Source organism: Pseudarthrobacter sp. C4D7, assembly GCF_013359725.1.
GTDB lineage: Bacteria > Actinomycetota > Actinomycetes > Actinomycetales > Micrococcaceae > Arthrobacter.
Map to the genome: position 1 here is coordinate 64,214 of NZ_JABFMW010000013.1, position 22,803 is coordinate 87,016.

At 67.7% G+C, this 22,803-nt stretch carries 20 protein-coding genes; 16 read left to right on the forward strand and 4 right to left on the reverse strand.

What is annotated here, in order from left to right:
• Positions 1-4: 4 nt before the first annotated feature.
• Positions 5-844 carry a CoA ester lyase gene (locus HNO81_RS11200; RefSeq protein WP_175318206.1) on the forward strand — a complete coding sequence of 280 codons (840 nt, stop codon included), beginning with the start codon at positions 5-7 and terminating at the stop codon, positions 842-844.
• Here the strand turns inward: HNO81_RS11200 and HNO81_RS11205 are convergent, their stop codons facing one another.
• The gene (locus HNO81_RS11205) at positions 845-2,311 is read right to left on the reverse strand and encodes a lipase maturation factor family protein (protein WP_175318236.1); all 1,467 of its coding nucleotides are present in this window, start codon (positions 2,309-2,311) and stop codon (positions 845-847) included. It lies immediately after the preceding gene.
• Positions 2,312-2,439: 128 nt separating this feature from the next.
• Between HNO81_RS11205 and dxr the strand changes: the two genes are divergently transcribed.
• The 11 genes from dxr to HNO81_RS11260 all read left to right on the forward strand — a co-directional run bounded on the left by dxr (position 2,440) and on the right by HNO81_RS11260 (position 14,197).
• Positions 2,440-3,624: a 1-deoxy-D-xylulose-5-phosphate reductoisomerase gene (gene dxr, locus HNO81_RS11210; RefSeq protein ID WP_175318207.1), complete on the forward strand. Its 1,185-nt coding sequence runs from the start codon at positions 2,440-2,442 to the stop codon at positions 3,622-3,624.
• A 17-nt stretch (positions 3,625-3,641) separates the two neighbouring features.
• Positions 3,642-4,973 (forward strand): RIP metalloprotease, encoded by a 1,332-nt coding sequence (locus HNO81_RS11215; RefSeq protein ID WP_175318208.1) that lies wholly within the window; start codon positions 3,642-3,644, stop codon positions 4,971-4,973.
• Positions 4,974-5,050: 77 nt separating this feature from the next.
• Positions 5,051-5,893 carry a MarR family transcriptional regulator gene (locus HNO81_RS11220; protein WP_371818232.1) on the forward strand — a complete coding sequence of 281 codons (843 nt, stop codon included), beginning with the start codon at positions 5,051-5,053 and terminating at the stop codon, positions 5,891-5,893.
• A complete protein-coding gene (locus tag HNO81_RS11225; RefSeq protein WP_175318209.1) occupies positions 5,890-6,474 on the forward strand; it encodes a hypothetical protein in 585 nt (194 codons plus the stop codon). The genes HNO81_RS11220 and HNO81_RS11225 overlap by 4 nt, the downstream gene beginning before the upstream one ends.
• 119 nt (positions 6,475-6,593) lie before the next feature.
• Positions 6,594-6,887 (forward strand): YciI family protein, encoded by a 294-nt coding sequence (locus tag HNO81_RS11230; protein ID WP_175318210.1) that lies wholly within the window; start codon positions 6,594-6,596, stop codon positions 6,885-6,887.
• A gap of 35 nt (positions 6,888-6,922) precedes the next feature.
• Positions 6,923-8,089 carry a flavodoxin-dependent (E)-4-hydroxy-3-methylbut-2-enyl-diphosphate synthase gene (gene ispG / locus HNO81_RS11235; protein WP_018771945.1) on the forward strand — a complete coding sequence of 389 codons (1,167 nt, stop codon included), beginning with the start codon at positions 6,923-6,925 and terminating at the stop codon, positions 8,087-8,089.
• Complete coding sequence (locus HNO81_RS11240) at positions 8,052-8,942, forward strand: DUF4081 domain-containing GNAT family N-acetyltransferase (RefSeq protein ID WP_175318237.1); 891 nt, start codon at positions 8,052-8,054, stop codon at positions 8,940-8,942. Before ispG ends, HNO81_RS11240 begins: the two co-directional genes overlap by 38 nt.
• Positions 8,943-8,981: 39 nt before the next feature.
• Positions 8,982-9,737 (forward strand): hypothetical protein, encoded by a 756-nt coding sequence (locus tag HNO81_RS11245; RefSeq protein ID WP_175318211.1) that lies wholly within the window; start codon positions 8,982-8,984, stop codon positions 9,735-9,737.
• Between the two features lie 408 nt (positions 9,738-10,145).
• Entirely contained in the window at positions 10,146-11,957 is a 1,812-nt protein-coding gene (locus HNO81_RS11250; protein WP_175318212.1) for a proline--tRNA ligase, read from the forward strand.
• Positions 11,954-12,748, forward strand: coding sequence for a TSUP family transporter (locus HNO81_RS11255; protein ID WP_175318213.1), 795 nt, complete (start codon positions 11,954-11,956; stop codon positions 12,746-12,748). Before HNO81_RS11250 ends, HNO81_RS11255 begins: the two co-directional genes overlap by 4 nt.
• 57 nt (positions 12,749-12,805) lie before the next feature.
• The gene (locus HNO81_RS11260; RefSeq protein WP_175318214.1) at positions 12,806-14,197 is read left to right on the forward strand and encodes a pyridoxal-dependent decarboxylase; all 1,392 of its coding nucleotides are present in this window, start codon (positions 12,806-12,808) and stop codon (positions 14,195-14,197) included.
• A gap of 41 nt (positions 14,198-14,238) precedes the next feature.
• On the opposite strand, the gene HNO81_RS11265 is transcribed toward HNO81_RS11260, so the two are convergent.
• The 3 genes from HNO81_RS11265 to HNO81_RS11275 form a co-directional block, all read right to left on the reverse strand.
• Positions 14,239-15,297 carry an aminoglycoside phosphotransferase family protein gene (locus HNO81_RS11265; protein WP_371818233.1) on the reverse strand — a complete coding sequence of 353 codons (1,059 nt, stop codon included), beginning with the start codon at positions 15,295-15,297 and terminating at the stop codon, positions 14,239-14,241.
• The gene (locus HNO81_RS11270; RefSeq protein WP_175318215.1) at positions 15,287-16,054 is read right to left on the reverse strand and encodes a VIT family protein; all 768 of its coding nucleotides are present in this window, start codon (positions 16,052-16,054) and stop codon (positions 15,287-15,289) included. Before HNO81_RS11270 ends, HNO81_RS11265 begins: the two co-directional genes overlap by 11 nt.
• 99 nt (positions 16,055-16,153) lie before the next feature.
• Complete coding sequence (locus HNO81_RS11275; protein ID WP_371818234.1) at positions 16,154-17,335, reverse strand: DUF4439 domain-containing protein; 1,182 nt, start codon at positions 17,333-17,335, stop codon at positions 16,154-16,156.
• A 107-nt stretch (positions 17,336-17,442) separates the two neighbouring features.
• Here HNO81_RS11275 and rimP point away from each other — a divergent pair, with 107 nt between their 5' ends.
• From rimP to infB, 4 genes are all read left to right on the forward strand, one after another.
• The gene (gene rimP, locus HNO81_RS11280) at positions 17,443-18,054 is read left to right on the forward strand and encodes a ribosome maturation factor RimP (RefSeq protein ID WP_175318216.1); all 612 of its coding nucleotides are present in this window, start codon (positions 17,443-17,445) and stop codon (positions 18,052-18,054) included.
• A complete protein-coding gene (gene nusA, locus HNO81_RS11285; protein WP_175318217.1) occupies positions 18,054-19,034 on the forward strand; it encodes a transcription termination factor NusA in 981 nt (326 codons plus the stop codon). The genes rimP and nusA overlap by 1 nt, the downstream gene beginning before the upstream one ends.
• Before the next feature lie 192 nt (positions 19,035-19,226).
• Positions 19,227-19,559: a YlxR family protein gene (locus tag HNO81_RS11290; RefSeq protein WP_371818237.1), complete on the forward strand. Its 333-nt coding sequence runs from the start codon at positions 19,227-19,229 to the stop codon at positions 19,557-19,559.
• 152 nt (positions 19,560-19,711) lie between these two features.
• Complete coding sequence (gene infB / locus HNO81_RS11295) at positions 19,712-22,612, forward strand: translation initiation factor IF-2 (protein ID WP_175318219.1); 2,901 nt, start codon at positions 19,712-19,714, stop codon at positions 22,610-22,612.
• Positions 22,613-22,803: the final 191 nt, after the last annotated feature.

The following is a 22,803-nucleotide window of genomic DNA, read 5'->3' on the forward strand; positions in this document are numbered from 1 at the left end:
CCTTATGACCTTTGTGATGGGCCCCGCCCTGCTCTTTTGCCCCGCCGACCGTCCCGAGCGCTACCAAAAGGCTGCCGCGCGGGCGGACGCCGTGATCCTTGACCTTGAGGACGCCGTGGCGCCGGCCGACAAGCAGCGGGCGCGCGGCGCCATCCTGGCCCAGGTGGGCACCACGGGCGAGGAGCCCGAGCTTGAGCCGAGCTGCACCATCGTCAGGGTAAACCCCGTGGGCACCGAGGACTTCGAGAAGGACCTGCACTGCCTGGCGCACACGCCCTACCGCACGGTGATGCTGGCCAAGGCCGAATCGGCTGAACAGCTCAAGGCGCTGGAGGGATACCAGGTGATCGCGCTGTGCGAGACAGCGCTGGGCGTCCTCAACGCCCCTGCCATTGCCGCCGCCCCCAATGTGGTGGGCCTCATGTGGGGAGCCGAGGACCTCCTGGCCTCCCTGGGCGGCACGTCCAGCCGGAAGGACGACGGCGGCTACCGGGCAGTGGCGCTGCATGCCCGCTCGTCAGTGCTCCTGGCCGCCCGCGCCCACGGCAAGGAAGCTGTGGACGCCGTCTACACCACCATTCCCGACCTCGACGGACTCGCTGTGGAAGCTACCGACGCCGTGGCCTCCGGCTTCAGCTCCAAGGCCTGCATCCATCCCAACCAGGCAGCCGTGGTCCGGAACGCCTATGCGCCCTCGGCCGACGAGGTGGCCGCAGCCACGGCACTGCTGGACGCTGCCGCGTCGGCGGGATCCGGGGTTTTCACGTACCAAGGCAAAATGATTGACGGGCCCATCCTCAAGCACGCCCAGGAGATCGTCCGCCGCGCCGCCGTGCAGGCCTAGCTACCGTTGCCGTCCCTCCGGCCGCCGGAGGGACGTGGCCGGGATCGGCTCGGACAGCAGGGTCCGCACCCAGCGGTTCCCTGTTTCCCGGAACTCGGTCCGGCTGGCGAAGCGGTAATGGAAGCTGCGCACGCGCACCCACCGCGGCGCGGCGCCGTCGAACGGGTCCTTCCGCAGCAGCCGCAGCATCTGCCGGTCAGCTGCCAGCAGCTTGGCCAGGAATGCGTAGAACCATTCCTCGTGCACGGTGCGCAGCGGCAGGAACCACATCAGCCAGTCCAGCCGCAGGTGGTAGGGGGCCCACTGCCGCGGGATCCGGCGGACGTCCCCCGGCTTGCCCTTGAACGCGTACTCGCGCCAGTCAGAACTGTCGCCTGGGTCGTCATCCAGCGTGCCCTCCACCATGATCTCTATGCGCTGTTTGGTCACCGTGCCGAACGCGCCGTAGGCGTTGACCAGCTGCCACCGGTTGAAGCTGGCGTTCATCAGCTGCCGGCGGGAGACAAGGTTCCGCAGCGGCCAGTAGCTCAGCACCAGCAGCAGGACCGACGCCGCCAGCGTGATGGCCAGCCACCACAGCGGGGTCTCCGGCCGGGCGCCCGCAGCATTCCAGTCCGCGGGGATGGCGGGGACCACGGCGTGCGCCACGGGGTCGCTGACCGCAGCGAACGCCAGGACGATTGCCATCCAGTTCAGCCAGGCGAAGTTGCCGCTGGCCACCAGCCACAGCTGGGTCACCACCACCACTCCCGCCGCGGCGCTGGCCACCGGCTGGGGTGCGAACAGCAGGAACGGGACCACCAGTTGGGCGATGTGGTTGCCCACCACCTCGATCCGGTGCAGCGGTTTGGGCAGCAGGTGCGCCTGCCGGCTCAGCGGCCCGGGCATGGGTTGGGTTTCGTGGTGGTAGTACAGGGCGGTCAGGTCGCGCCACTCCCTTCCGCCGCGGATCTTGATCATTCCGGCGCCGAACTCCAGCCGGAACACCAGCCAGACCATCAGGATCAGGATGGTCCGGGGCGGCTCCGTCTGGTCGGAACCCAGGAAGCCCACGGTGAAGCCCGCCTCCAGGAGCAGCATCTCCCAGCCGAACCCGTAGAAGGTCTGCCCCACGTTCACGATGGACATATACAGCAGCCACAGGGCCAGGAATGCAAGCAGGGGCACCCAGGGCGGGCCCAGCTGCGGAATTCCGGCCACCAGCAGCGCCGACACCACCAGGCCGGCGGCGCAGACTCCGCGCAGCAGCCCGTCCGAGTACCGCCAGCGGAACAGCGTGGGGCGCCGCAACCGGCTGAACCCGGCCAGGTATGTCGGCACCGGCAGCAGCCCTAGCTCGCCGAGCAACGCGGGGAACTGGTTCAGGGTGGACAGGAACGCCACGAAATAGAGTGCCGCGACACCCCGTTGCAGCACCTGCCGGGCGAAGTGGTACTCCGGCGCGTCAAACCACCACAGCCAGTCCACGCCTTCCACGTTACGCGCGGACCCCTGCCGGTCAAGGGTCCAACAGCAGGTCAAGGCAGGGCGGGTGTCTTCATGCTCCCACTTGGCCGGGCGCACGGAAGCCGTGGACGGTGCGGGATACTTAACGGATGCAGCCACGCAGAATCGTCCTCCTCGGATCCACCGGTTCCATCGGCACCCAGGCGATTGACGTCGTCGACGGCGCCCCGCACCTTTTTGAGGTGGTGGCCCTCAGCGCCGGGGGCGGCAACCTGGAACTCCTGGCGCAGCAGGCGGTCCACACCGGCGCCGCTGCGGTGGGAATCGCCGGCGGGGATCCCGCCCGGCTGGCTGCGCTGATCAGCGACGCCGCCGCTGCAGCCGGCCGCCAGGGGTACCGGCCGGAGATCGTGGCAGGCCCGGACGCTTCCGCCCGCATCGCGGCGATCGAATCGGACGTGGTGCTCAATGGCATCACCGGATCGATCGGCCTGGCCCCCACCCTCGCGGCCCTCAAGTCCGGAGCCACGCTGGCCCTTGCCAACAAGGAGTCCCTGATCGTGGGCGGCAGCCTGGTCAAGGCAGCAGCCCGCGAAGGCCAGATTGTTCCCGTGGATTCGGAGCACTCGGCCATTGCCCAGTGCCTGCGCTCCGGCACGGCCGAAGAGGTGGACAAGCTCATCCTCACCGCATCAGGGGGACCATTCCGGGGCAGGAGCCGGGCGGAACTCCACGCCGTCACCCCGCAGGAGGCCCTGGCCCACCCCACATGGGACATGGGCGTCATGGTCACCACCAACTCCGCCACGCTGGTGAACAAGGGCCTGGAAGTCATCGAGGCGCACCTGCTGTTCGATATTCCGCTGGACCGGATCGACGTCGTGGTGCACCCCCAGTCCGTGGTCCACTCCATGGTCCAGTTCGTGGACGGCTCCACCATCGCCCAGGCCTCCCCGCCAGACATGCGCCTGCCCATTGCGCTGGGGCTCGGCTGGCCCGCCCGCGTGCCCAAGGCAGCCAGCCCGTGCGACTGGACCCAGGCCGCCACGTGGACCTTTGAACCGCTGGACACCGAAGCTTTCCCCGCCGTCGGATTGGCCAAGGACGCCGCCAAGCAGGGGAGTACCTATCCGGCTGTCTTCAACGCGGCCAACGAAGAAGCTGTCACGGCGTTCCATGCCGGCCGGATCAGGTTCACCGACATCGTGGACACCGTGGACAGCGTGCTCAGCGAACACTCAGGTTCCTCCGGGCTGACGGTGGATTCGGTGTTGGAAGCTGAAAGCTGGGCACGCGCCCGCGCCCACGAACGTTTAGCAGTCAGCAGTCTCTAGGAAGCAGCAGCACGTCCATGGCCCCTGTCCTACTCTTCATCCTCGGCGTCGTCTTCGTCGCCGTTGGCATCGCCGCGTCCATCGCGCTCCACGAAGTGGGCCACCTGGTCCCCGCCAAGCTCTTCAAGGTCCGCGTCACCAAGTACATGATCGGGTTCGGACCCACGCTCTGGTCGCGCCGGAAGGGCGAAACCGAGTACGGCGTGAAGGCCGTGCCGCTGGGCGGTTACGTCTCCATGATCGGCATGTACCCGCCCAACAAGGAGGACGGCTCGGTCCGGCCCTCCAGCACCGGCATGTTCCAGACATTGGCCACCGAGGCACGTTCCATGGCCCACGAGGAAGTGGGGCCGGGCGATGAAAACCGGGTCTTCTACCGGCTGCCGGTCTGGAAGAAAGTCATTGTGATGCTGGGCGGGCCGGCCATGAACATGATCCTGGGCGTGCTGCTCACCGCCGTGCTGCTCATGGGTTTCGGTGTTGCCACGGCCACCACCACCATTTCTGACGTTTCCAAATGCCAGGTGGCCGCAGGGCAGACGGTCGACCCCGATTCCGCCGACTGCCAGCTGACCCCCGCCGCTGCGGCAGGCCTGAAGCCCAATGACACCATTACCTCCTTCGACGGCAAACCCGTCACCCGGTGGGACCAGTTGACGGAGTGGATCCGCGCGTCCGCCGGCAAGGAGGTGGCCATCACCGTGCAGCGGGACGGCCAGCCGGTCTCCACCACCGTGACGCCGGTGCTGTCGGCCCGGCCGGTGATGGGAAGCGACGGCCGCCAGGCCACCGACGCCGCGGGCAACCTGCAGTACCAGGACGTCGGATTCCTTGGCATCGGTGCGCAGACCGCACTGGTGCCCCAGCCGGCGTCGTCCGTCCTGCCCATGGCGGGGGAGAACATCCGCCAGGTGGCCGGCGTCATCTTCAACCTGCCGGCCCGCGTGGTGGGCGTGGCCAAGGCCGCGTTCAGCGAAGAGCCGCGCGATCCCAACGGGCCCATCAGCGTGGTGGGCGTGGGCCGGGTGGCAGGCGAGGTGGCAGCCATGGAGGCCGTTCCGATGCAGTCGCGGGTAGCGACCCTTGTGGGCCTGCTGGCCGGCCTGAACTTCGCCCTTGCGGTGTTCAACCTGATCCCGCTCCTGCCGCTGGACGGGGGCCACGTTGCGGGCGCCCTGTACGAGGGTGTGCGGCGCAGGGTGGCAAAACTGCGCGGACGGCCTGATCCGGGGGCCTTCGACATTGCCAAGCTGCTGCCCGTCACGTACGTGGTGGCTGCTCTGCTGATGGGCATGAGCGCGCTGCTCATCTACGCGGACATCGTAAAACCGGTCAATCTCTTCGGTTAGCCCCCTTATATCGGTTGATTTCCATAAATCAGCCAAATCTGATTGATTAAGCAGTTTCAGCCGTTTATGGTTGATCTATGTTCGTCATGACCATTGACCAGCGCGGAAGCACCGGCGACCAGGACCGCGTTCCGGACCTGCTCCGCCAAGTGGCTGGCCTCGACCTGCCTGGCGGGGAACCACCGGTGTTCGACCGTTCCGTAGGAGATGAAGTCCAGGGGGTGGTGCGGGACGCCTCCGACGTGGTGGAGATAGCCCTGCACGCGCTTCGCAGCGGTCGCTGGTACGTCGGGATCGGCATCGGAACAGTATCCCTTGCCCCGCATGCCAGCCCCCGGGAAGGCGCCGGGACCGCTTTCGTGGCCGCCCGGAAGGCCGTTGAGCTGGCCAAGGGCGCCGGTGCCCAGGTGCCGTTGTCGGTGGTGCCCGGCATGATGGCAGGTGCAGGGGCCGGAGGTGCCGCTGCCACGGAAGGGGTGCAGGCATGTGCCAATGCGGAAGCGGTCCTCAGGCTGCTGGGCCGGCTCGTCCAGGACCGCACGGACGCCCAGTGGCGGGTGGTGGATGCCTTGCACCGCCTGGGTGTGCGCGGCCAGGGGCCCGGGCGGCATGGCAGCCAGAAACAGGTTGCCCGTGAACTCGGCGTCTCGGAGCAGTCGGTGAGCCGTACCGTGCTCCGCTCCGGCTGGCAGGAAGAATGGGCAGCCAGGCCGGCCGCGTCCATGCTCCTTGGTCTTGCAGACTCCCTCCTGGCTGGCGACCATCGGGGCGCGGGCGGACAGGACAGTGCTGCACAGCTGGGTGATACTGCACAGCCTAATGACACTGCGAAGCTTGGTGGCACTGCGCAGCCTGGTTTCACTGCGCAGCCGGAACCGGCCGGCGGGGTTGCAGCGGACCGGACGGAAGGACAGGCATGACCGTACTTTGGGTGGCAGTGGCTCTGGTGGTGGCCGGTTTTGCCGGCTGGCCGGTCACGGCCCTGGTCTTCAGGCTTGCACGAACCATTGATGACAGGGCGGATGCCGTCAAGGCCGCCGGGGAAGCCCGCAGGGCGGAAGAGGATCCGTCGGCTGACGTCACCGTCGATGCACCCTCCGCTGGTTCCCCCGGGGGGCCAGGGGGAGGGGCCGGGCCCGCCGCGGATCCGGTTCCCGGTGATGCCAGTGCCCCGGGTGCCCAGGCGGTGGACAGCGAACTGACCGCCCCTCCCGGCCGGCCTGGAGTGGGCAATCCTGCGGCCGGACCCCTCCCCGCCGGCCAACGCATCCTGAGGGGCGGGGCCATCATCGGCGTGCTGGAGCGGCTGGGGGTGTGCCTTGCCATCCTTGCCGGGCAGCCCGTGGCTATCGCCTATATCGTTGCCATCAAGGGCCTGGGCAGGTTCGCCGAACTGAAGGAGACGCCGGTCGCGGCCGAGCGCTTCATCATCGGGACCCTTACGTCAATGCTGTGGGCGGCCGGAACCGCTGCCGCCGTCAAGGTACTGTTCCTCCACTGAATCTCCTGCACTGAAGCTCCTGCACTTGACCGTCCTGCACCGGGCGGTCCGGGGCTCGACGTCTCTTTCGCCGCAGGGAATGGGCGGTACCTGGCCGGCCATGGCGATAGGGTAGCGGTATGACAGTTTTTGCCGTTGAGTACGTTTATGCCGCCGATTCCACCGAAACCCGCAATCAGGTTCGTCCCGCGCACCGGGAATGGACGGGTGGTCTCGCGGAGGACAGCGTCATCGTAGCCAGCGGCCCCTACGGCGACGGCGCGGGTGCCCTGCTGATTTTCAAGGCGTCTGATGAAAACGCCCTCAACTCGATCCTCAAGCAGGACCCGTTCGCCGAAGCCGGCGTGATCGCCGGAACCCGCATCACCGAATGGTCCCCGGTAACCGGCATGCTGGCCGGGATCTCCGCGTAGCCGCCTTTATTACCCTTTCAACCCAAGGAGTCCACGTGACCTCGGTCAGCCTGGGAATGCCGTCAGCACCCCCGCCCGTCCTTGCCCCCCGCCGCAAGACGCGCCAGATCAAAGTCGGCTCGGTAGGCGTAGGGTCTGATTTCCCCATCAGCGTGCAGTCAATGACCACCACGCCCACCACGGACATCAACGCAACCCTGCAGCAAATAGCCGAGCTCACCGCGTCCGGCTGCGACATCGTCCGCGTGGCCTGCCCCTCCGCCGACGATGCTGAGGCGCTGCCGATCATCGCCCGGAAATCCCAGATCCCCGTCATCGCGGACATCCATTTCCAGCCCAAATACGTGTTCGCGGCTATCGAGGCAGGCTGCGCAGCGGTGCGGGTAAACCCCGGAAACATCCGCAAGTTCGATGACCAGGTGAAGGAGATTGCCGCCGCTGCCAAGGACCACGGCACCTCCATCCGCATCGGGGTCAACGCCGGATCGCTGGAACCAGGCATCCTCAAGAAATACGGCAAGGCCACACCGGAAGCGTTGGTCGAATCAGCGGTCTGGGAAGCATCGCTGTTTGAGGAACACGGCTTCCACGACTTCAAGATCTCCGTGAAGCACAACGATCCCGTCATCATGGTGGCCGCCTACGAGATGCTGGCTGAAAAGGGCGACTGGCCGCTGCACCTGGGCGTTACCGAGGCCGGGCCTGCCTTCCAGGGCACCATCAAGTCCGCCACGGCCTTCGGGGCGCTCCTCTCCCGCGGTATCGGCGACACCATCCGGGTGTCCCTTTCGGCACCGCCGGTGGAGGAGATCAAGGTGGGCAACCAGATCCTCCAGTCCCTGAACCTTCGGCCGCGCAAGCTGGAGATCGTGTCCTGCCCCTCCTGCGGCCGCGCCCAGGTGGACGTGTACACGCTGGCGGAGCAGGTCACCGCCGGCCTCGAGGGGATGGAAATCCCGCTGCGCGTCGCTGTCATGGGCTGCGTGGTGAACGGCCCCGGTGAGGCCCGCGAAGCGGATCTGGGCGTTGCCTCGGGCAACGGCAAGGGCCAGATCTTTGTGAAGGGCGAAGTCATCAAGACTGTTCCCGAGAGCGCAATTGTTGAGACACTGATCGAAGAGGCGATGCGTATCGCGGAAGAGATGGGGGAGGCCGATGGCGAAGATGCTGTCAAGGGTAGCCCCGTGGTTAGCGTCTCGTAGGGACGCGGCAGACCCTCCGGGGCTGTCCGTCCGCACCCTCGATGGCCAGGACACCCCAGCCCTGACAACGCTGGCACGGCAGGATCCCGTCGCCAATGTGTTCATCCTGGCGCACCTGCGCGCCACAGGGACGGCGGCGCCCACCAGTGGTGGGGCCGGCGTCATCGGAGTTTTCGACGACGGCGTCCTCGCCGGAGCGTGCTGGGCCGGAGCCAACCTGGTTCCGGTCCAGCTCGATCCGGCTCTCGCGTCCCTGGTAGCGGAGGCTGCCAACAGCTCAGGCCGCCGTTACGCCTCTGCTTTCGGGCCGGCGGACGCGGTCCTGGCCCTGTATTCAGCGCTGGCCGAGTTGGGCCACCGGGCCCACGAGGTTCGGGCGGACCAACCGCTGATGGTTATTGATGGGCCGCCCCTGGTCCAGCCCAATCCCGGCCTGGCGCCTGGAAACCTTGCGGACTTCGACCGCATCCTGCCTGCCTGCGCCGCCATGTTCGAGGAAGAAGTGGGATATTCGCCCTACCTCGGCGGCAGGGAGTTTTACAGCCGCCGCGTCGAGGGCCTGATCCGGCAGGGGCACTCCATGGTGCACCTCAATGGTGCCGGCGAGGTGGTGTTCAAAGCCGAGCTTGGGGCCGTCACGGACGATGTCACCCAGGTCCAGGGTGTCTGGATGAACCCGCTGTTCCGCGGCCAGGGCCTGAGTGCGGGCTACATGTCGGCGGTGGTGGACAAGGCACGGCAGATAGCGCCGGTGACCAGCCTGTACGTCAACGGCTTCAACACCAGGGCCAGGTCCACCTACGAACGCGTTGGCTTCCGCCAGGTGGGCACCTTCGCTACAGTTCTCTTCTAGCCGGCGGTTGCCGGACGAAAGCAGAATATTGGGGGAAACGTGAAGAAGTCCGTGCTGGGAACTTTTGGGGCCTGTGCCCTTGTGGCCGTGGGAATGTCCGCGTGTGGGGGAGCCGGGCCCCAGGCTGCGGAATCCGCTCCTGCCGCATCTGCCGGCCCGGCAGCATCAGCTGCCTCAACGCCAACGCCAACCCCAACACCCACCGCCAAGGCGTACACAGCCGACGAACTGGCGGCCATCGTGGGCCAGGTGCGGGACGCTGCCGACCGGAGGCTGTCGGTCCTGCCAAGCGGCGACATCAAGACCACGCTGGACCAGACCAAATCGATGCTTGCCTCCATCGACGTCAAGCCGGCGGAGTGCAAGGAACTCGCGGCCGCAAGCACAGTGCCCTCTGTGGACGGTGCAACCATGGCAGTTGGCAAGAGCACAGACGCCGGCACCGGTGCCGTCACAGCGCTGTCCCTGGTTGCCGGCCTGGACCAGGACTTCCTGGCCCGGATCAAGGATCAGCCGGCCCAGTTGGCGAAGTGCTCGTCCATGACCATGGCCGTCTCGGGCATGGAGGTGGCCGTCACTGTCACTCCGGTGGAGGGAGTCGGCAGCGTGCCCGGCACCTTCGCCTACCGCACGGACACCGCGCTTCCGGATGGGCAGAAGCAGTCAACGGTAACCGCGCAGGTGGTCCAGAAAGGCGTCGTGGTGACCTCGGTGGCGTCCGGAGGCGCCAGCGAGGATGACGCCGTCCGGCGGGCAGGGGCGCTCCTGGACGCCGCCGGCGCTTTGGTGAAGTAACTCCCGAGGTGACGCACCAGGCCTTGTGAGGTTTCACCTGCCACCAGCCTGAACGCTGCATCCACCTGCGGGTAAGCGGATTCCCGAATAATAAAAACACTTGTCAAACGTGTGCACCATCACATAGGTTCAATCTAGCTGCGCTGGAAGTGGGGTGGGCGGTCTCACCAGTCCTCACCAGTACTCAGGCGATAACGGCGTCGAGCCACGCCCGGATGCAATGACCAGCCCTATTGGGGGGCCAGGGGCTTTGTATTCCCGGGCGTGGCTCTACTGCTTTCCCGGAGTGGTCCACGGGGGCCGACGGCACAGCCAGTCCGTACCGTCTGTTCTCTGCCGGTAGATTAGTACCCAGACGAATTGTCCGGCCCTGCTGACCCAGCACTTCCCCAGAAACGGATACCACCCGTGGTCCTACGACTCTCCCAGCTTTTCCTGCGCACGCTGCGCGAAGACCCCGTCGACGCCGAGGTTGCCAGCCACAAACTCCTGGTCCGTGCCGGCTACATCCGCCGCGCCGCCCCCGGCATCTACACCTGGCTGCCCCTGGGGCTCAGCGTCCTGCGCAAGGTTGAGGAAATCATCCGCGAGGAAATGACGGCTATCGGCGCCCAGGAAGTCCACTTCCCGGCCTTGCTGCCCAGGGAGCCCTATGAAGCCACCAACCGGTGGACCGAGTACGGCGAGGGCCTGTTCCGCCTGCAGGACCGCAAGGGCGCAGACTACCTGCTCGCCCCCACGCACGAGGAAATGTTCACGCTCCTGGTCAAGGACCTGTACTCGTCCTACAAGGACCTGCCGCTGAGCCTGTACCAGATCCAGAACAAGTACCGCGATGAGGCACGCCCCCGGGCAGGGCTCCTGCGCGGCCGTGAGTTCATCATGAAGGATTCCTACTCCTTCGATGTGGACGACGCCGGCCTGGACGCCAGCTACGCAGCGCACCGTGCCGCCTACCTGAAGATTTTCGAACGCCTTGGACTCGAAGTGGTGCCGGTAGCGGCCACTGCCGGTGCCATGGGCGGGTCCAGGAGCGAGGAGTTCCTGTTCCCCACCGAGATCGGTGAGGACACGTTCGTCCGTTCCGCCGGCGGCTATGCGGCCAACGTAGAGGCTGTCACCACGGTGGTCCCTGATCCGATTGACTTCAGCAATGCCCCCGCCGCAGAAGTCCTGGACACCCCGGACACGCCCACCATCGACACCCTGGTTGCCGCGGCGAACCGGATTGCCCCCCGGGCAGAGGCCGACGGCGGCGCCTGGGCTGCCGCTGACACGCTCAAGAACGTGGTCCTCGCCGTTACGCTGCCCACCGGTGAGCGGCAGCTGGTGGTCATCGGAGTTCCCGGCGACCGCGCAGTGGACCTCAAGCGGGTCGAAGCCAACATCGGTTCCTTCCTGCCCATCGCGGGAGAGATCGGACTCGAACAGGCCGGCGAGGAAGACTTGAAGAAGCAGCCGCTGATCGTCAAGGGCTACCTGGGCCCGGGCCTTGCCCTGGACCAGGCACTCCTCGGCGCCGAGAGCGCCACGAAGCTCCTGTACCTGGTGGACCCGCGCGTGGTGAGCGGAACTGCCTGGATCACCGGCGCCAATGAGGCCGGCAAGCACGTCTTCGGCCTCGTGGCAGGCCGCGACTTCACCTGGGACGGCGTCATCGAGTGCACCGAAGTACGCGCCGGCGATCCTTCGCCGGACGGCTCCGGGCCCCTCGAGACCGCCCGCGGCATCGAAATGGGCCACATCTTCCAGCTCGGCCGCAAGTACGCCGAAGCCCTGGACCTCAAGGTGCTGGACCAGAACGGCAAGCAGGTGGTGGTCACCATGGGTTCCTACGGTGTCGGCGTCACCCGCGCGGTTGCGGCACTGGCCGAAGCCAACCATGACGACCGTGGCCTGGTCTGGCCCCGCACGGTGGCTCCCGCCGACGTGCACGTGGTGGCCGTCGGCCGCGGCGAGGACATCTTCCAGGCAGCTGAGAAACTCTCGGCGGATCTCGAAGCAGCAGGCCTGTCGGTCATCTACGACGACCGCCCCAAGGTATCGCCGGGCGTGAAGTTCGGCGATGCGGAACTGGTGGGCGTCCCCACCATCCTGGCCGTTGGCCGCGGACTGGTGGACGGCGTCGTGGAAATCAAGGACCGCCGCAGCGGTGAGGCAGAGAACATCGAGGTGGGCAAGGCCGTCGACTACGTGGTCAACGCCGTCCGCAACCAGTGATCTCCGGTTTCGAGTCGATCCAGCTCACCACGCTCATCCTGATCGTGGTGGCTGGATTCGCTGCCGGCTGGGTTGATGCGGTGGTGGGCGGCGGAGGCCTGATCCAGTTGCCCGCGTTGCTCCTGGTGCCGGGCATCGCGCCCGTGCAGGCGCTGGCAACCAACAAGATGGGCTCCATCTTCGGCACTGCCACCAGCGCTGCCACGTATTACCGGAGGGTGAAGCCGGACCTCCGCACCGCCGTTCCCATGGCCGTCATCGCCCTTGCCGGCAGTTTTGGCGGGGCGAGCCTTGCGGCCACCCTGCCGTCCGGGCTGTTCAAGCCCATCATCGTGGTGGCGCTGGTCGCCGTCGCGCTTTTCACCGCGCTCAAGCCCAGCGTTGGAGAGCTGACGGCGCTGCGCCACGAGGGCCGCAAGCACTACGTCGTGGCCTGCCTCATCGGCATGGTGATTGGCTTCTACGACGGTCTGATCGGTCCCGGGACGGGATCCTTCCTGGTCATCGCCCTGGTGTCCGCCATGGGGTATGCGTTCCTCGAAGCGAGCGCCAAGGCCAAGATCGTGAACATGGCCACCAACGCGGGTGCGTTGCTGTTCTTCCTGCCGCATGGCTCCATCCTGTGGGGCATCGGGCTGCTGCTTGGGGCTGCGAACATGGCCGGCGGCTACCTGGGTGCGCGGACCGCCGTGCAGCAGGGCAGCAAGTTTGTGCGGGTGGTCTTCCTGGTGGTGGTCGCAGCCCTCATCGTCAAGCTTGGCTACGACGTCTGGCAGGAAAACTTCGCCTGATTCCCGCCCCGGAAACTGGTCCTCGTGGCGAAGGCCTGCCCGGCGTAGCATGCACGTATGGCCTACGGCGACGAAGAGTATGCTGCTGCGCTGGCAGCCGCAGCACAGCATGCGCGGGACTGGCTGGCCAGCCTCCACGACCGCCCTGTCGGGCCCCGCCTGCACGCCGCTGATCTCGCCGGCGTTTTCGGTGGGCCGCTGCCGGAAGCGGGCGCGCCTGCCGTGGAGGTCATCAACTTCCTGGCGGAACAGGCTGAGCCCGGCCTCATGGCGATGCCCTCGGGCAGGTTCTTCGGCTGGGTCATCGGCGGCACCCTCCCTGCTGCCCTGGCCTCCGACTGGCTGGTCAGTGCGTGGGACCAGAACGCCGGCCTCCGCTATGCCACCCCGGCCACGGCTGCCATCGAGGAGGCGGCCGGACAGTGGGTAGTGGAACTGCTGGGCCTGCCGCCGGCAGCGGACGTCGGGTTCGTCACCGGTGCCACCATGGCGAATTTCACCGGCATGGCCGCCGGCCGCTGGCGGTTGCTTGCCGACGCCGGCTGGGACCTTGACCGGGACGGCCTCTCCGGTGCGCCCAAGGTGCGCTGCTTCGTGGGACGGGAGCGCCACGACACCGTGGACCTCGGCCTGCGCTACCTGGGCCTTGGCAAGCCGTGGGAAGTCGACGCCGACGCCCAGGGCCGCCTTGTTCCCGCCGCCCTGGACGCCGCCCTCGCCGCGGGGTCCGGACCCGCTTTGGTGTGCCTGCAGGCCGGAAACCTGCACTCAGGGGCCTTTGATCCCTTTGCCCAGGCCATCGCCGTCGCACGCAACCACGGCGCGTGGGTCCACATCGACGGTGCCTTCGGGTTGTGGGCGGCCGCAGTGCCGGAACTGCGGCACCTCACCGACGGCTTTGAAGAGGCCGACTCCTGGGGCACGGACGCGCACAAAACCCTGAACGTGCCCTACGACTGCGGCATCGCCATCGTCCGGGACCAGCCGGCACTGCGGGCCGCGATGGGCCTGCATGCGAGCTACCTGGTGCACGACGCCGACGGCCCCGGCGACCCGTTCGAAAAGGTCCCGGAGCTGTCCCGGCGGGCGAGGGGAGTGCCGGTATGGGCTGCGCTGAAGAGCCTGGGCCGGGACGGCGTGGCTGCCCAGGTGGGCGGCCTGGTATGTGCGGCCAAGGCCATCGCGGAGGGGATGGCGGCACTGGAGGGGGTGGAGGTCCTCAATGACGTGGGCTACACGCAGGTGTGCCTGGCGTTCGGAGATGATGACACCACCCGTGCCGTCACCGCCCGCATCATCGACGAAGGAAAGGTGTGGATGTCCGGTTCCCACTGGCGGGACCGCGACATCCTGCGCGTATCGGTGAGCAACTGGCACACAGCAGGGGAGGACGTGGACACGGCAGTGGAGGCTGTGCGGTCAGCTCTGTTGGCAGTGCGGGGCTCCTGACCGTCCGGTGCCGGCGCACGCCCCCGGATCCTGCCGTGGAGCTACCCGCCCTGCCCGGGCTCCGGCAGCAAGCGGGGGTTCGGCAGGCCGTCCAAGGTGCTACCGGCAAGGGTGCTGGCCACCCAAAGCGACCGCGCCAGGTCGCCCCGGTGGCCTTCCCGGGCATACCCGAGCGCATTTTCCACTTCCCTGGCGATGCCCCACTCCCGGGCTGCATCGGGGTCCAGGCCGGCTGCGGTGCTGAACTCGTGGCAGCGGTTCAGGAGTGCAGGGCCTGGCCGGCCGGCGGGCAGGTCCGCCAGGCGGTTCCACAGCACCGGCGCAACTGCGAACTCGGGCTCCCCGATCATTGGCTGGGGGTCGATCGCCGCATAGTCGTCCGGTGCCGCCCCGCGCGTTCCGGGCCGCGCCAGGATGTTCAGGAAGTGCAGGTCCGTGTGGACCAGGAGGTCCCGGGCAGATCTGCGGCCCACCGCGCCGCGGGTCTGGCACACTTCAAGTGCCGCTTCCAGGAGCCATCTGGGAAACGGCCGGCCCAGTTCCTCCCAGTCCGCGGGGAGGTCATCGCTCCACTGCTCTGCCCGGGCAGCTATGTGCGTGAGCTCCTGCCATTCCGGGCGGTGGTCCGGAGCCACCCCAAGTTCGCGCACCAGCCCGCCCCACACCCGCGCTGCCTCATCCATCGGGAGGTCTGCCAGCGACCGGCCGGCGACCAGGCGGTCCAGGAGCATGGCGCAGGACCCGCTGTCCCAGGCCAGCAGCAGGACGGCGCCGCGGCCACCCCAAAGCGTCAGCGCATGCCGCTCTACCTTGGCCTCATCGTGGGGGAAAGCAATTTTGAGGGCTGCGGGGGAACCGCCGCGCTGCCGCACCGGAACGACAAGGGCTCCGTGGCCGCTCCAGGGCAGGCTGCCGGGGGCCAGGTCAAGGTCCAGGTGCCACTGCTCCAGCCGGTCTGTCAGCAGGCCTGGAAGCCTGGCCAGCCAGTCCCGTCCCGCGCGGGTGCGTTCGTACCTGGCTGCGAGCGCGGGGGGAAGGGGAACTGCAACCGGCGCCGCCCCGTGTGACAAGGCGCCAGGTGCGGCGGGTTCAGACAACACCGGAGGCGCCGAGCAGGTTGCCGATCACAAACGTTGCCGCCAGGGCCAGGGCCCCGCCAATCACCACGCGCACAGCTGCCCGGGCTTTCGAACCACCGCCTATCCAGGCACCGAGGGCACCTGTCAGGGCAAGGGCCACCAGGACCGAGATGAAGGTCAACGGGACCCGGATCCCGGGCGGCGGGAGGAGGATGGCCAGCATGGGCAGGACGGCTCCGATGGTAAAGGCCGTCGCGGACGCGAAAGCCGCGTGCCAGGGGCTCACGATGTCTGCTTCGTCGATGTTGAGCTCGGCGGACAGGTGCGCCGCGAGGGCGTCATGGGCCGTAAGTTCCCTGGCGACCTTGGCGGCCGTCCCGGGGGAGAGGCCTTTGGCCTGGTAAATGGCGGTCAGCTCGGCCAGTTCCGCTTCCGGGTCTTCCGCCAGTTCGCGGCGTTCCTTCTCGATCAGCGCGCGCTGGCTGTCGCTTTGGCTGCTGACGGAGACATATTCGCCCAGTGCCATGGAAACCGCACCGCCCACTACCCCTGCCACACCGGCGGTGAGGATGGGGCCCAGCTCGGCCGTCGCTCCCGCCACGCCCACCACGATTGCGGCAACCGAGACGATGCCGTCATTCGCGCCCAAGACGCCGGCGCGCAGCCAGTTCAGCCGGTGGGCGATGTCGTCCCCGTGGGGCTCCGGCCCGGAATGGCCGTTCAGTTTGGTGCCCGCCGCATTGACTTCCGGAGTATCGGCCGGTTGGTCCGCGTTCATCCCTTCAGCAAACCACCACCGCCGGCAGGGCGCCACCCCGGCCGCAGGTCTACGTGCCGGAGCGTCCGGCCACTTAGGCACGGATGTCCACGGCCTGGTTCAGGACGCGGGCGGCGTCACTGATTGGGTGCCCCCGGGCAGGACACTGCTGCCGGGAGGGACGTCCACGGCGGGCAGCTCCGGCAGTTTGCCCGTGTCGAGGGTGATACCGGGAACAGGGCCCGGGTCCGCCCCCCACGTCAGGGCGCGGCCTGCGGCGGACTGGAGGGCAGCGACGGCCCACTTGCGGTTTTCGCCCTGCGATATTGCCACCAGGTCGCCGTACGGCGCCAGTGTTGCCGCCTCGAGTGCGCCGAGAGCCTTCGCCGGGGCTGCCAGGAAACCCGGAGCCAGGACGTACCCGGGCTGTTCGGGAACGGGCACGCCGCAGGCCAGCCTGAGGCGTGCCTCCCCGGCGGCAGCCAGGTCCTTGTGCGCGGCCAGGAGGTCCGACGCCGGACCAGCCTCGGCCGGTGCCAGGCGGGGGAGTGCCGCTTGGTAGCCGTAGACAGCCTGCTGTTCGGCGGACACTGCGGCCGCCAGGGCCCGGCGCGTGTCCGGGGGCGTGCTGCCGGGCTCCGTGCCGGCGGACGTGCCGTCCTGGGTGGCCGGTGTCGAAGCGGCAGGGGCGGAGGACCGGGGGCACGGAGAGCCGGGTGCTGTGACTGGCCCGTCGGGTTCGGATCCTGCCGCTTCCTGCGGCCCGGGAACCCCGGCGGCAGCGGCAAGGCGCCCGGCCGCGATGAGCTGCGCGGTGCCGGCGCCGGCGAGGAGCCGGGCTACGCCGCCGTCGGCCGTTTCAGCGTCTTTGAGCCGGGCTGTCCCGCTGGCGGCCAGGGCCTGGACCAGCTCAGCGGTGTTTTCTGGACCGGCAGATGGCGTTGCCGCCGCCCCTGCCCGCGGCGATGCCTGGGTGGACCCGGCCATGGGCCCGGCCGCAAATTCGGATCCCGGGGACATCAACGCCCTGGCCTGGATGGTCAGCAAGGTCACAACAGGGTCCAGCGCAGCGGCATCCGCGGCGCCGGCGGAGGCAAGTTCCATGCCGGCGGCGCGCATATCGAGCGCTGCGCTGAACGCTGTCAACCGGGCACGCTCGGTCACGGAAGGCTCGGCAGGGGCCGGTTTTTCCGCGGGAATCAGGGCGAAACCGAGGCTCAGCACGATCAGGGCGGCAAGGGCCAGGACGGTAAATCGCAACGGGCGCATGCGGGGGTGGGTGTCCTGGCGGCGGTCTTTCACAACAGACCATGGTGTCACGCTGAGGGGGCACCCCGGTGCACCACCGGGCCGGTAAAATAGCTACGCTAGTAAACACCACATCATCTATAGGGAGGGCGGCCGGCATCGTGAGCAATGCAGAAGCCACGGCTTCACCAGACCACACCGGTAAGGGAAGCGGATCCGCGCCGGCCCACAACCCCGAGGCCGAACGGCTCAGGGCCCTCCTGGAACCCGCGGTCCAGGCCAACCGCCTGCACCTTGAGGACGTCGTCATCGTCCCGGGCTCCCACCGTGTGGTCCACGTCGTCGTTGACCTGCCCCAGGAGGAAACGGGCGGTGTCAGCCTTGACGTCATCGCCGACATTTCCAGGGTGCTCTCCGACCTGCTGGACAACGACCCCAATGACGACGGCCGGCCCTACGACCTTGAAGTGTCCTCACCGGGCGTCGGACGCCCCCTGACCGAACCCCGGCACTGGCACCGCGCCCGCGGCCGGATGGTCAAGGTCAACGTCATGCAGGGTGGAAACGTCACGGGCCGCATCCACGCGGTGGACGCCGGGGGAGTGACCCTCATTCCCGAACTGCCAGTCAAGAAGGGCATGAAGCCCCGGCAGGGTGAACCAGTAACTCTTCCTTTCGACAGGATCCGCAACGGAAAAGTCGAGATCGAATTCAGCCACCTCCCGGAGGATGGTCTGGAACCTGAACACAATGGACCTTCCGAGGAGGCCTGATGGATATTGACATGAGCGCACTGAGACTTTTGGAGCGTGAGCGTGAAATCCCGCTGGACCTCCTGATCCCCACCATTGAGCAGGCGCTCCTGGTGGCCTACCACAAGTCTCCCGGCGCCTTCGAGAAAGCGCGCGCCGAACTGGACCGCAAGAGCGGCCACGTCACCATCTGGGCTGTCGAAATTGACGACGACGGCGCCCCCATCGGTGAGTTCGAGCACACCCCGGAAGGCTTCGGCCGCATCGCAGCCAGCACCGCGCGGCAGATCATCCTGCAGCGGCTCCGCGACGTGGAAGACGACAACGTCCTGGGCGAGTTCAAGGGCCGTGAAGGCGAACTGGTGTCCGGCACCATCCAGCAGGGCAACAACCCGCACATGATCCAGGTCAACCTGGGCTCGATCGAGGCACTCCTGCCGCCGCCCGAGCAGGTTCCCGGTGAAAAGTACGTCCACGGAAACCGGCTCCGGGCCCTGGTCATCGATGTGCACCGCGGTACCAAGGGTCCGTCCGTGACGCTGTCCCGGTCCCACCCGGGCCTGGTCCGGAAACTCTTCGAACTGGAAGTTCCCGAGATCGCCGACCACTCCGTGGAAATCGTGGCCCTGGCGCGCGAAGCCGGACACCGTACCAAGATCGCCGTCAAGGCCAACACCCCTGGGATCAATGCCAAGGGTGCCTGCATCGGTGAAATGGGCTCCCGCGTCCGCGCCGTCATGACCGAACTGAACGACGAGAAGATCGACATCGTCGACTTCAGCGAGAATCCCGCCACCTTCATTGCCAGCGCCCTGTCGCCGTCGCGAGTGAATTCGGTCACCATCACGGACGAAGCCACGCGCTCCGCCCGCGTGGTGGTCCCCGACTACCAGCTGTCCCTGGCCATCGGCAAGGAAGGCCAGAACGCCCGCCTTGCGGCCAAGCTGACCGGGTGGCGCATCGACATCGTCTCCGACGCCGCGGGCAACCGCGACAAGTAAGCTCCCAACGGGTGGCTGGTGCACCGCAGCAGCCACCCGGTTTCGGGCAGAACGGCCCGGAGGGGCTAGAATAGATAAGACCGCGCCTAAGAGCCGGTAGCCGTGTGTCTTGGGCGTGCTCGTTTTCGTAACTGCGAAGACAGTAAACCCGGGGCCAGCAGAAAGAACGTCAGGACGATGACCGTGGCAGACATGCTTACCACCGGGAATCAGCCGCAACGTATCTGCATCGGATGCCGGAAGAAGGGCCCGCGGTCGCAGTTGCTCCGGCTCGTCGCCGAAGGCAGCGGGTCAACCGCTGTCCTGGTGGATGAACGACGCCGGATGGCTGGCCGGGGTGCATGGCTGCACCCCAGCGCATCGTGCCTGGCCCTGGCGATTAAGCGGCGAGCGTTCGGGCGTGCCCTTGGGGGCGCGACCGGGACCAACGCCGTGGAGCGCCGGATCACGTCAGGCCCGAACGTTGACGCCGCTCCGGTGGCTGCAACACCAACCGTCCAACCTGAAAGCGGGTCAGAAATCTGATGGAAACCCGATGAGTTCCCAGCGATGAGTGCGTAACGATGACAACTTTGTTGCGCTCTGCAATGGGCCCCTTCGCATCAACAGCGGCTGGGGTCCGCAGTAAGAAGTAGACGGTTCGTGCCTGGCTCGGTGCGGACCGAGACAGGAGAAATGTGGCCAAGGTCCGCGTACATGAGCTCGCCAAAGAGCTCGGTATAACTTCCAAAGATGCAGTGACAAAACTGCAGGAACTGGGCGAATTCGTTCGCTCCGCCTCGTCAACCATCGAGGCCCCCGTTGTGCGCAAACTGCGCAACGCCTTCCCCGACGCTGCCGCGAAGTCGGCAGCTCCGGCCGCGGCGCCCGCCGCTGCCCCCAAGGCGCCCGCTCCCGCAGCAGGCACCCGTCCGTCAGCCCCGGCCCCAGGCCCGGCTGCGCCCAAGGCTCCGGCTCCCAAGGCTGAGGCTCCCGCCCGGGCCGCACCCGCGGAGCCCGCTGCCCAGGCAGCTGCACCGGCAGCTCCGGCTCCCGCAGCACCGTCTGCAGGTACTCCGTCCACGGGTGCCAAGCCCGGTGCACGCCCGGCACCCAAGGCCGAGACCCCGGCTCCTTCCACCCGTCCGGGTGGATCCACGCCCGGTGCTTCGGGTCCCCGCCCCGGCGGACCCCGTCCGGGCAACAACCCCTTCGCCACCTCCCAGGGCATGCCTCGGGGCCGCGGCGGAGACGGTGAGCGCTCTCCCCGCCCGGGCAACAACCCGTTCGCCACCTCGCAGGGCATGCCCCGCCCCGGCGGCAGCCGCACCGACGGCGACCGCCCCGGTGGTCCCCGTCCCGCAGCCGGTGCCGGTGGACCGCGTCCCGGCGGGCCGCGTCCCGCAGCCGGTGCCGGTGGTCCCCGTCCCGCGGCCGGTGCAGGCGGACCCCGTCCGGGTGCACCGCGTCCCGGTGGTCCCCGTCCCACGCCCGGCATGATGCCCAACCGCACTGAGCGTCCCGCACCCGCAGGTGCAGGCCGTCCCGGTGGCGGCCGCGGTCCCGGACGCCCCGGTGGCGCACCCGGTACCGGTGGTCCCGGTGGCGGCGGCGGTGCTCCCGCCGGCGGTGGCTTCGGTAAGGGCGGCCGCGGCCGCGGCGGTACCCAGGGTGCCTTCGGCAAGGGCGGCGCAGGCCGTGGCAAGCAGCGCAAGTCCAAGCGCGCAAAGCGCCAGGAACTTGAGCAGATGAGTGCCCCGTCGCTGGGTGGCGTGAGCGTACCCCGCGGCGACGGCAACACCGTTATCCGGCTTCGCCGTGGCTCGTCCATTACGGACTTCGCCGACAAGATCGAGGCAAACCCCGCCGCACTGGTCACCGTGCTGTTCCACCTCGGTGAAATGGCCACGGCCACCCAGTCGCTGGATGAAGAGACCTTCGCCCTGCTGGGCGAGGAACTGGGCTACAAGCTGCAGGTTGTCTCGCCGGAGGACGAGGAGCGCGAGCTGCTCTCCGGCTTCGACATCGACTTCGACGCTGAGCTCGAAGCCGAAGGCGACGAAGACCTTGAGGCACGTCCTCCAGTAGTCACCGTCATGGGCCACGTCGACCACGGTAAGACCCGGCTGCTCGATGCCATCCGCAAGTCCGACGTCATGGCCGGCGAGCACGGCGGCATCACCCAGCACATCGGTGCCTACCAGGTCACGCACAACCATGAAGGCACCGACCGCAAGATCACCTTCATCGATACCCCGGGCCACGAGGCGTTCACCGCCATGCGTGCCCGTGGTGCCAAGGTCACCGACATCGCCATCCTGGTGGTCGCAGCCGATGACGGCGTCATGCCGCAGACCGTTGAGGCCCTCAACCACGCCCAGGCGGCCAACGTGCCGATCGTCGTGGCCGTGAACAAGATCGACAAGGAAGGCGCCAACCCGGACAAGGTCCGCGGCCAGCTGACCGAGTACGGCCTGGTTCCCGAGGAATACGGTGGCGACACCATGTTCGTAGAGGTCTCTGCCCGCCAGAACCTCAACATCGACGAGCTGCTCGAGGCTGTCCTGCTCACCGCGGACGCTGCCCTGGACATGCGCGCCAACCCGAACAAGGACGCCCGCGGCATCGCGATCGAAGCCAACCTGGACAAGGGCCGCGGTGCTGTTGCCACCGTCCTGGTCCAGTCCGGTACCCTGCGCGTCGGCGACACCATCGTGGCAGGCACGGCCCACGGCCGCGTCCGTGCGATGTTCGACGACGACGGCAGTGCCCTGACCGAGGCCGGCCCGTCCCGCCCCGTCCAGGTGCTGGGTTTGTCCAACGTGCCGCGCGCCGGCGACACCTTCTTCGTGACTGCTGACGAGCGCACCGCCCGCCAGATCGCCGAGAAGCGTGAAGCAGCCGACCGCAACGCCGCCCTGGCCAAGCGCCGCAAGCGCATCAGCCTGGAAGACTTCGACCAGGCCGTCGCCGAAGGCAAGATCGACACCCTCAACCTCATCCTCAAGGGTGACGTGTCCGGTGCCGTGGAAGCCCTCGAAGACGCGCTGCTCAAGATCGACGTTGGCGAAGGCGTGCAGCTGCGCGTCATCCACCGCGGTGTGGGTGCCATCACGCAGAACGACGTCAACCTGGCAACGGTCGACTCCGCCGTCATCATCGGCTTCAACGTCAAGCCCGCCGAGCGGGTTGCCGAACTGGCAGACCGCGAAGGCGTGGACATGCGCTTCTACTCCGTCATCTACGCAGCAATCGATGACATCGAAGCAGCGCTCAAGGGCATGCTCAAGCCGGAATACGAAGAATTCCAGCTCGGCACCGCCGAAGTCCGCGAAGTCTTCCGCTCCTCCAAGTTCGGAAACATCGCCGGCTCGATCGTCCGCTCCGGCATCATCCGCCGCAACACCAAGGCACGGGTCAGCCGCGACGGCAAGATCATTGGCGACAACCTCACCATTGAGACGCTCAAGCGCTTCAAGGACGACGCCACCGAGGTCCGCACGGACTTCGAATGTGGTATCGGTCTTGGCTCGTACAACGACATCACCGAAGGCGACATCATCGAGACCTTCGAGATGCGCGAGAAGCCGCGCGTCTAGTCTGGATCTGCCTGCGGGCGACTCAGCAGTGCAAAGGTGCGGGGCCGTTGGATTTTTCCGGCGGCCCCGCCCCTTCGCTGGGTGTCCTACGTCTTACGACGTCGGCCACCCAGCTCCGGCAGGCCCGATGCCACTCCCTGGCCGCCGGAAAAACCCAACGCAGGTCCGTCGTGTACTCGCCACAGCGCGAG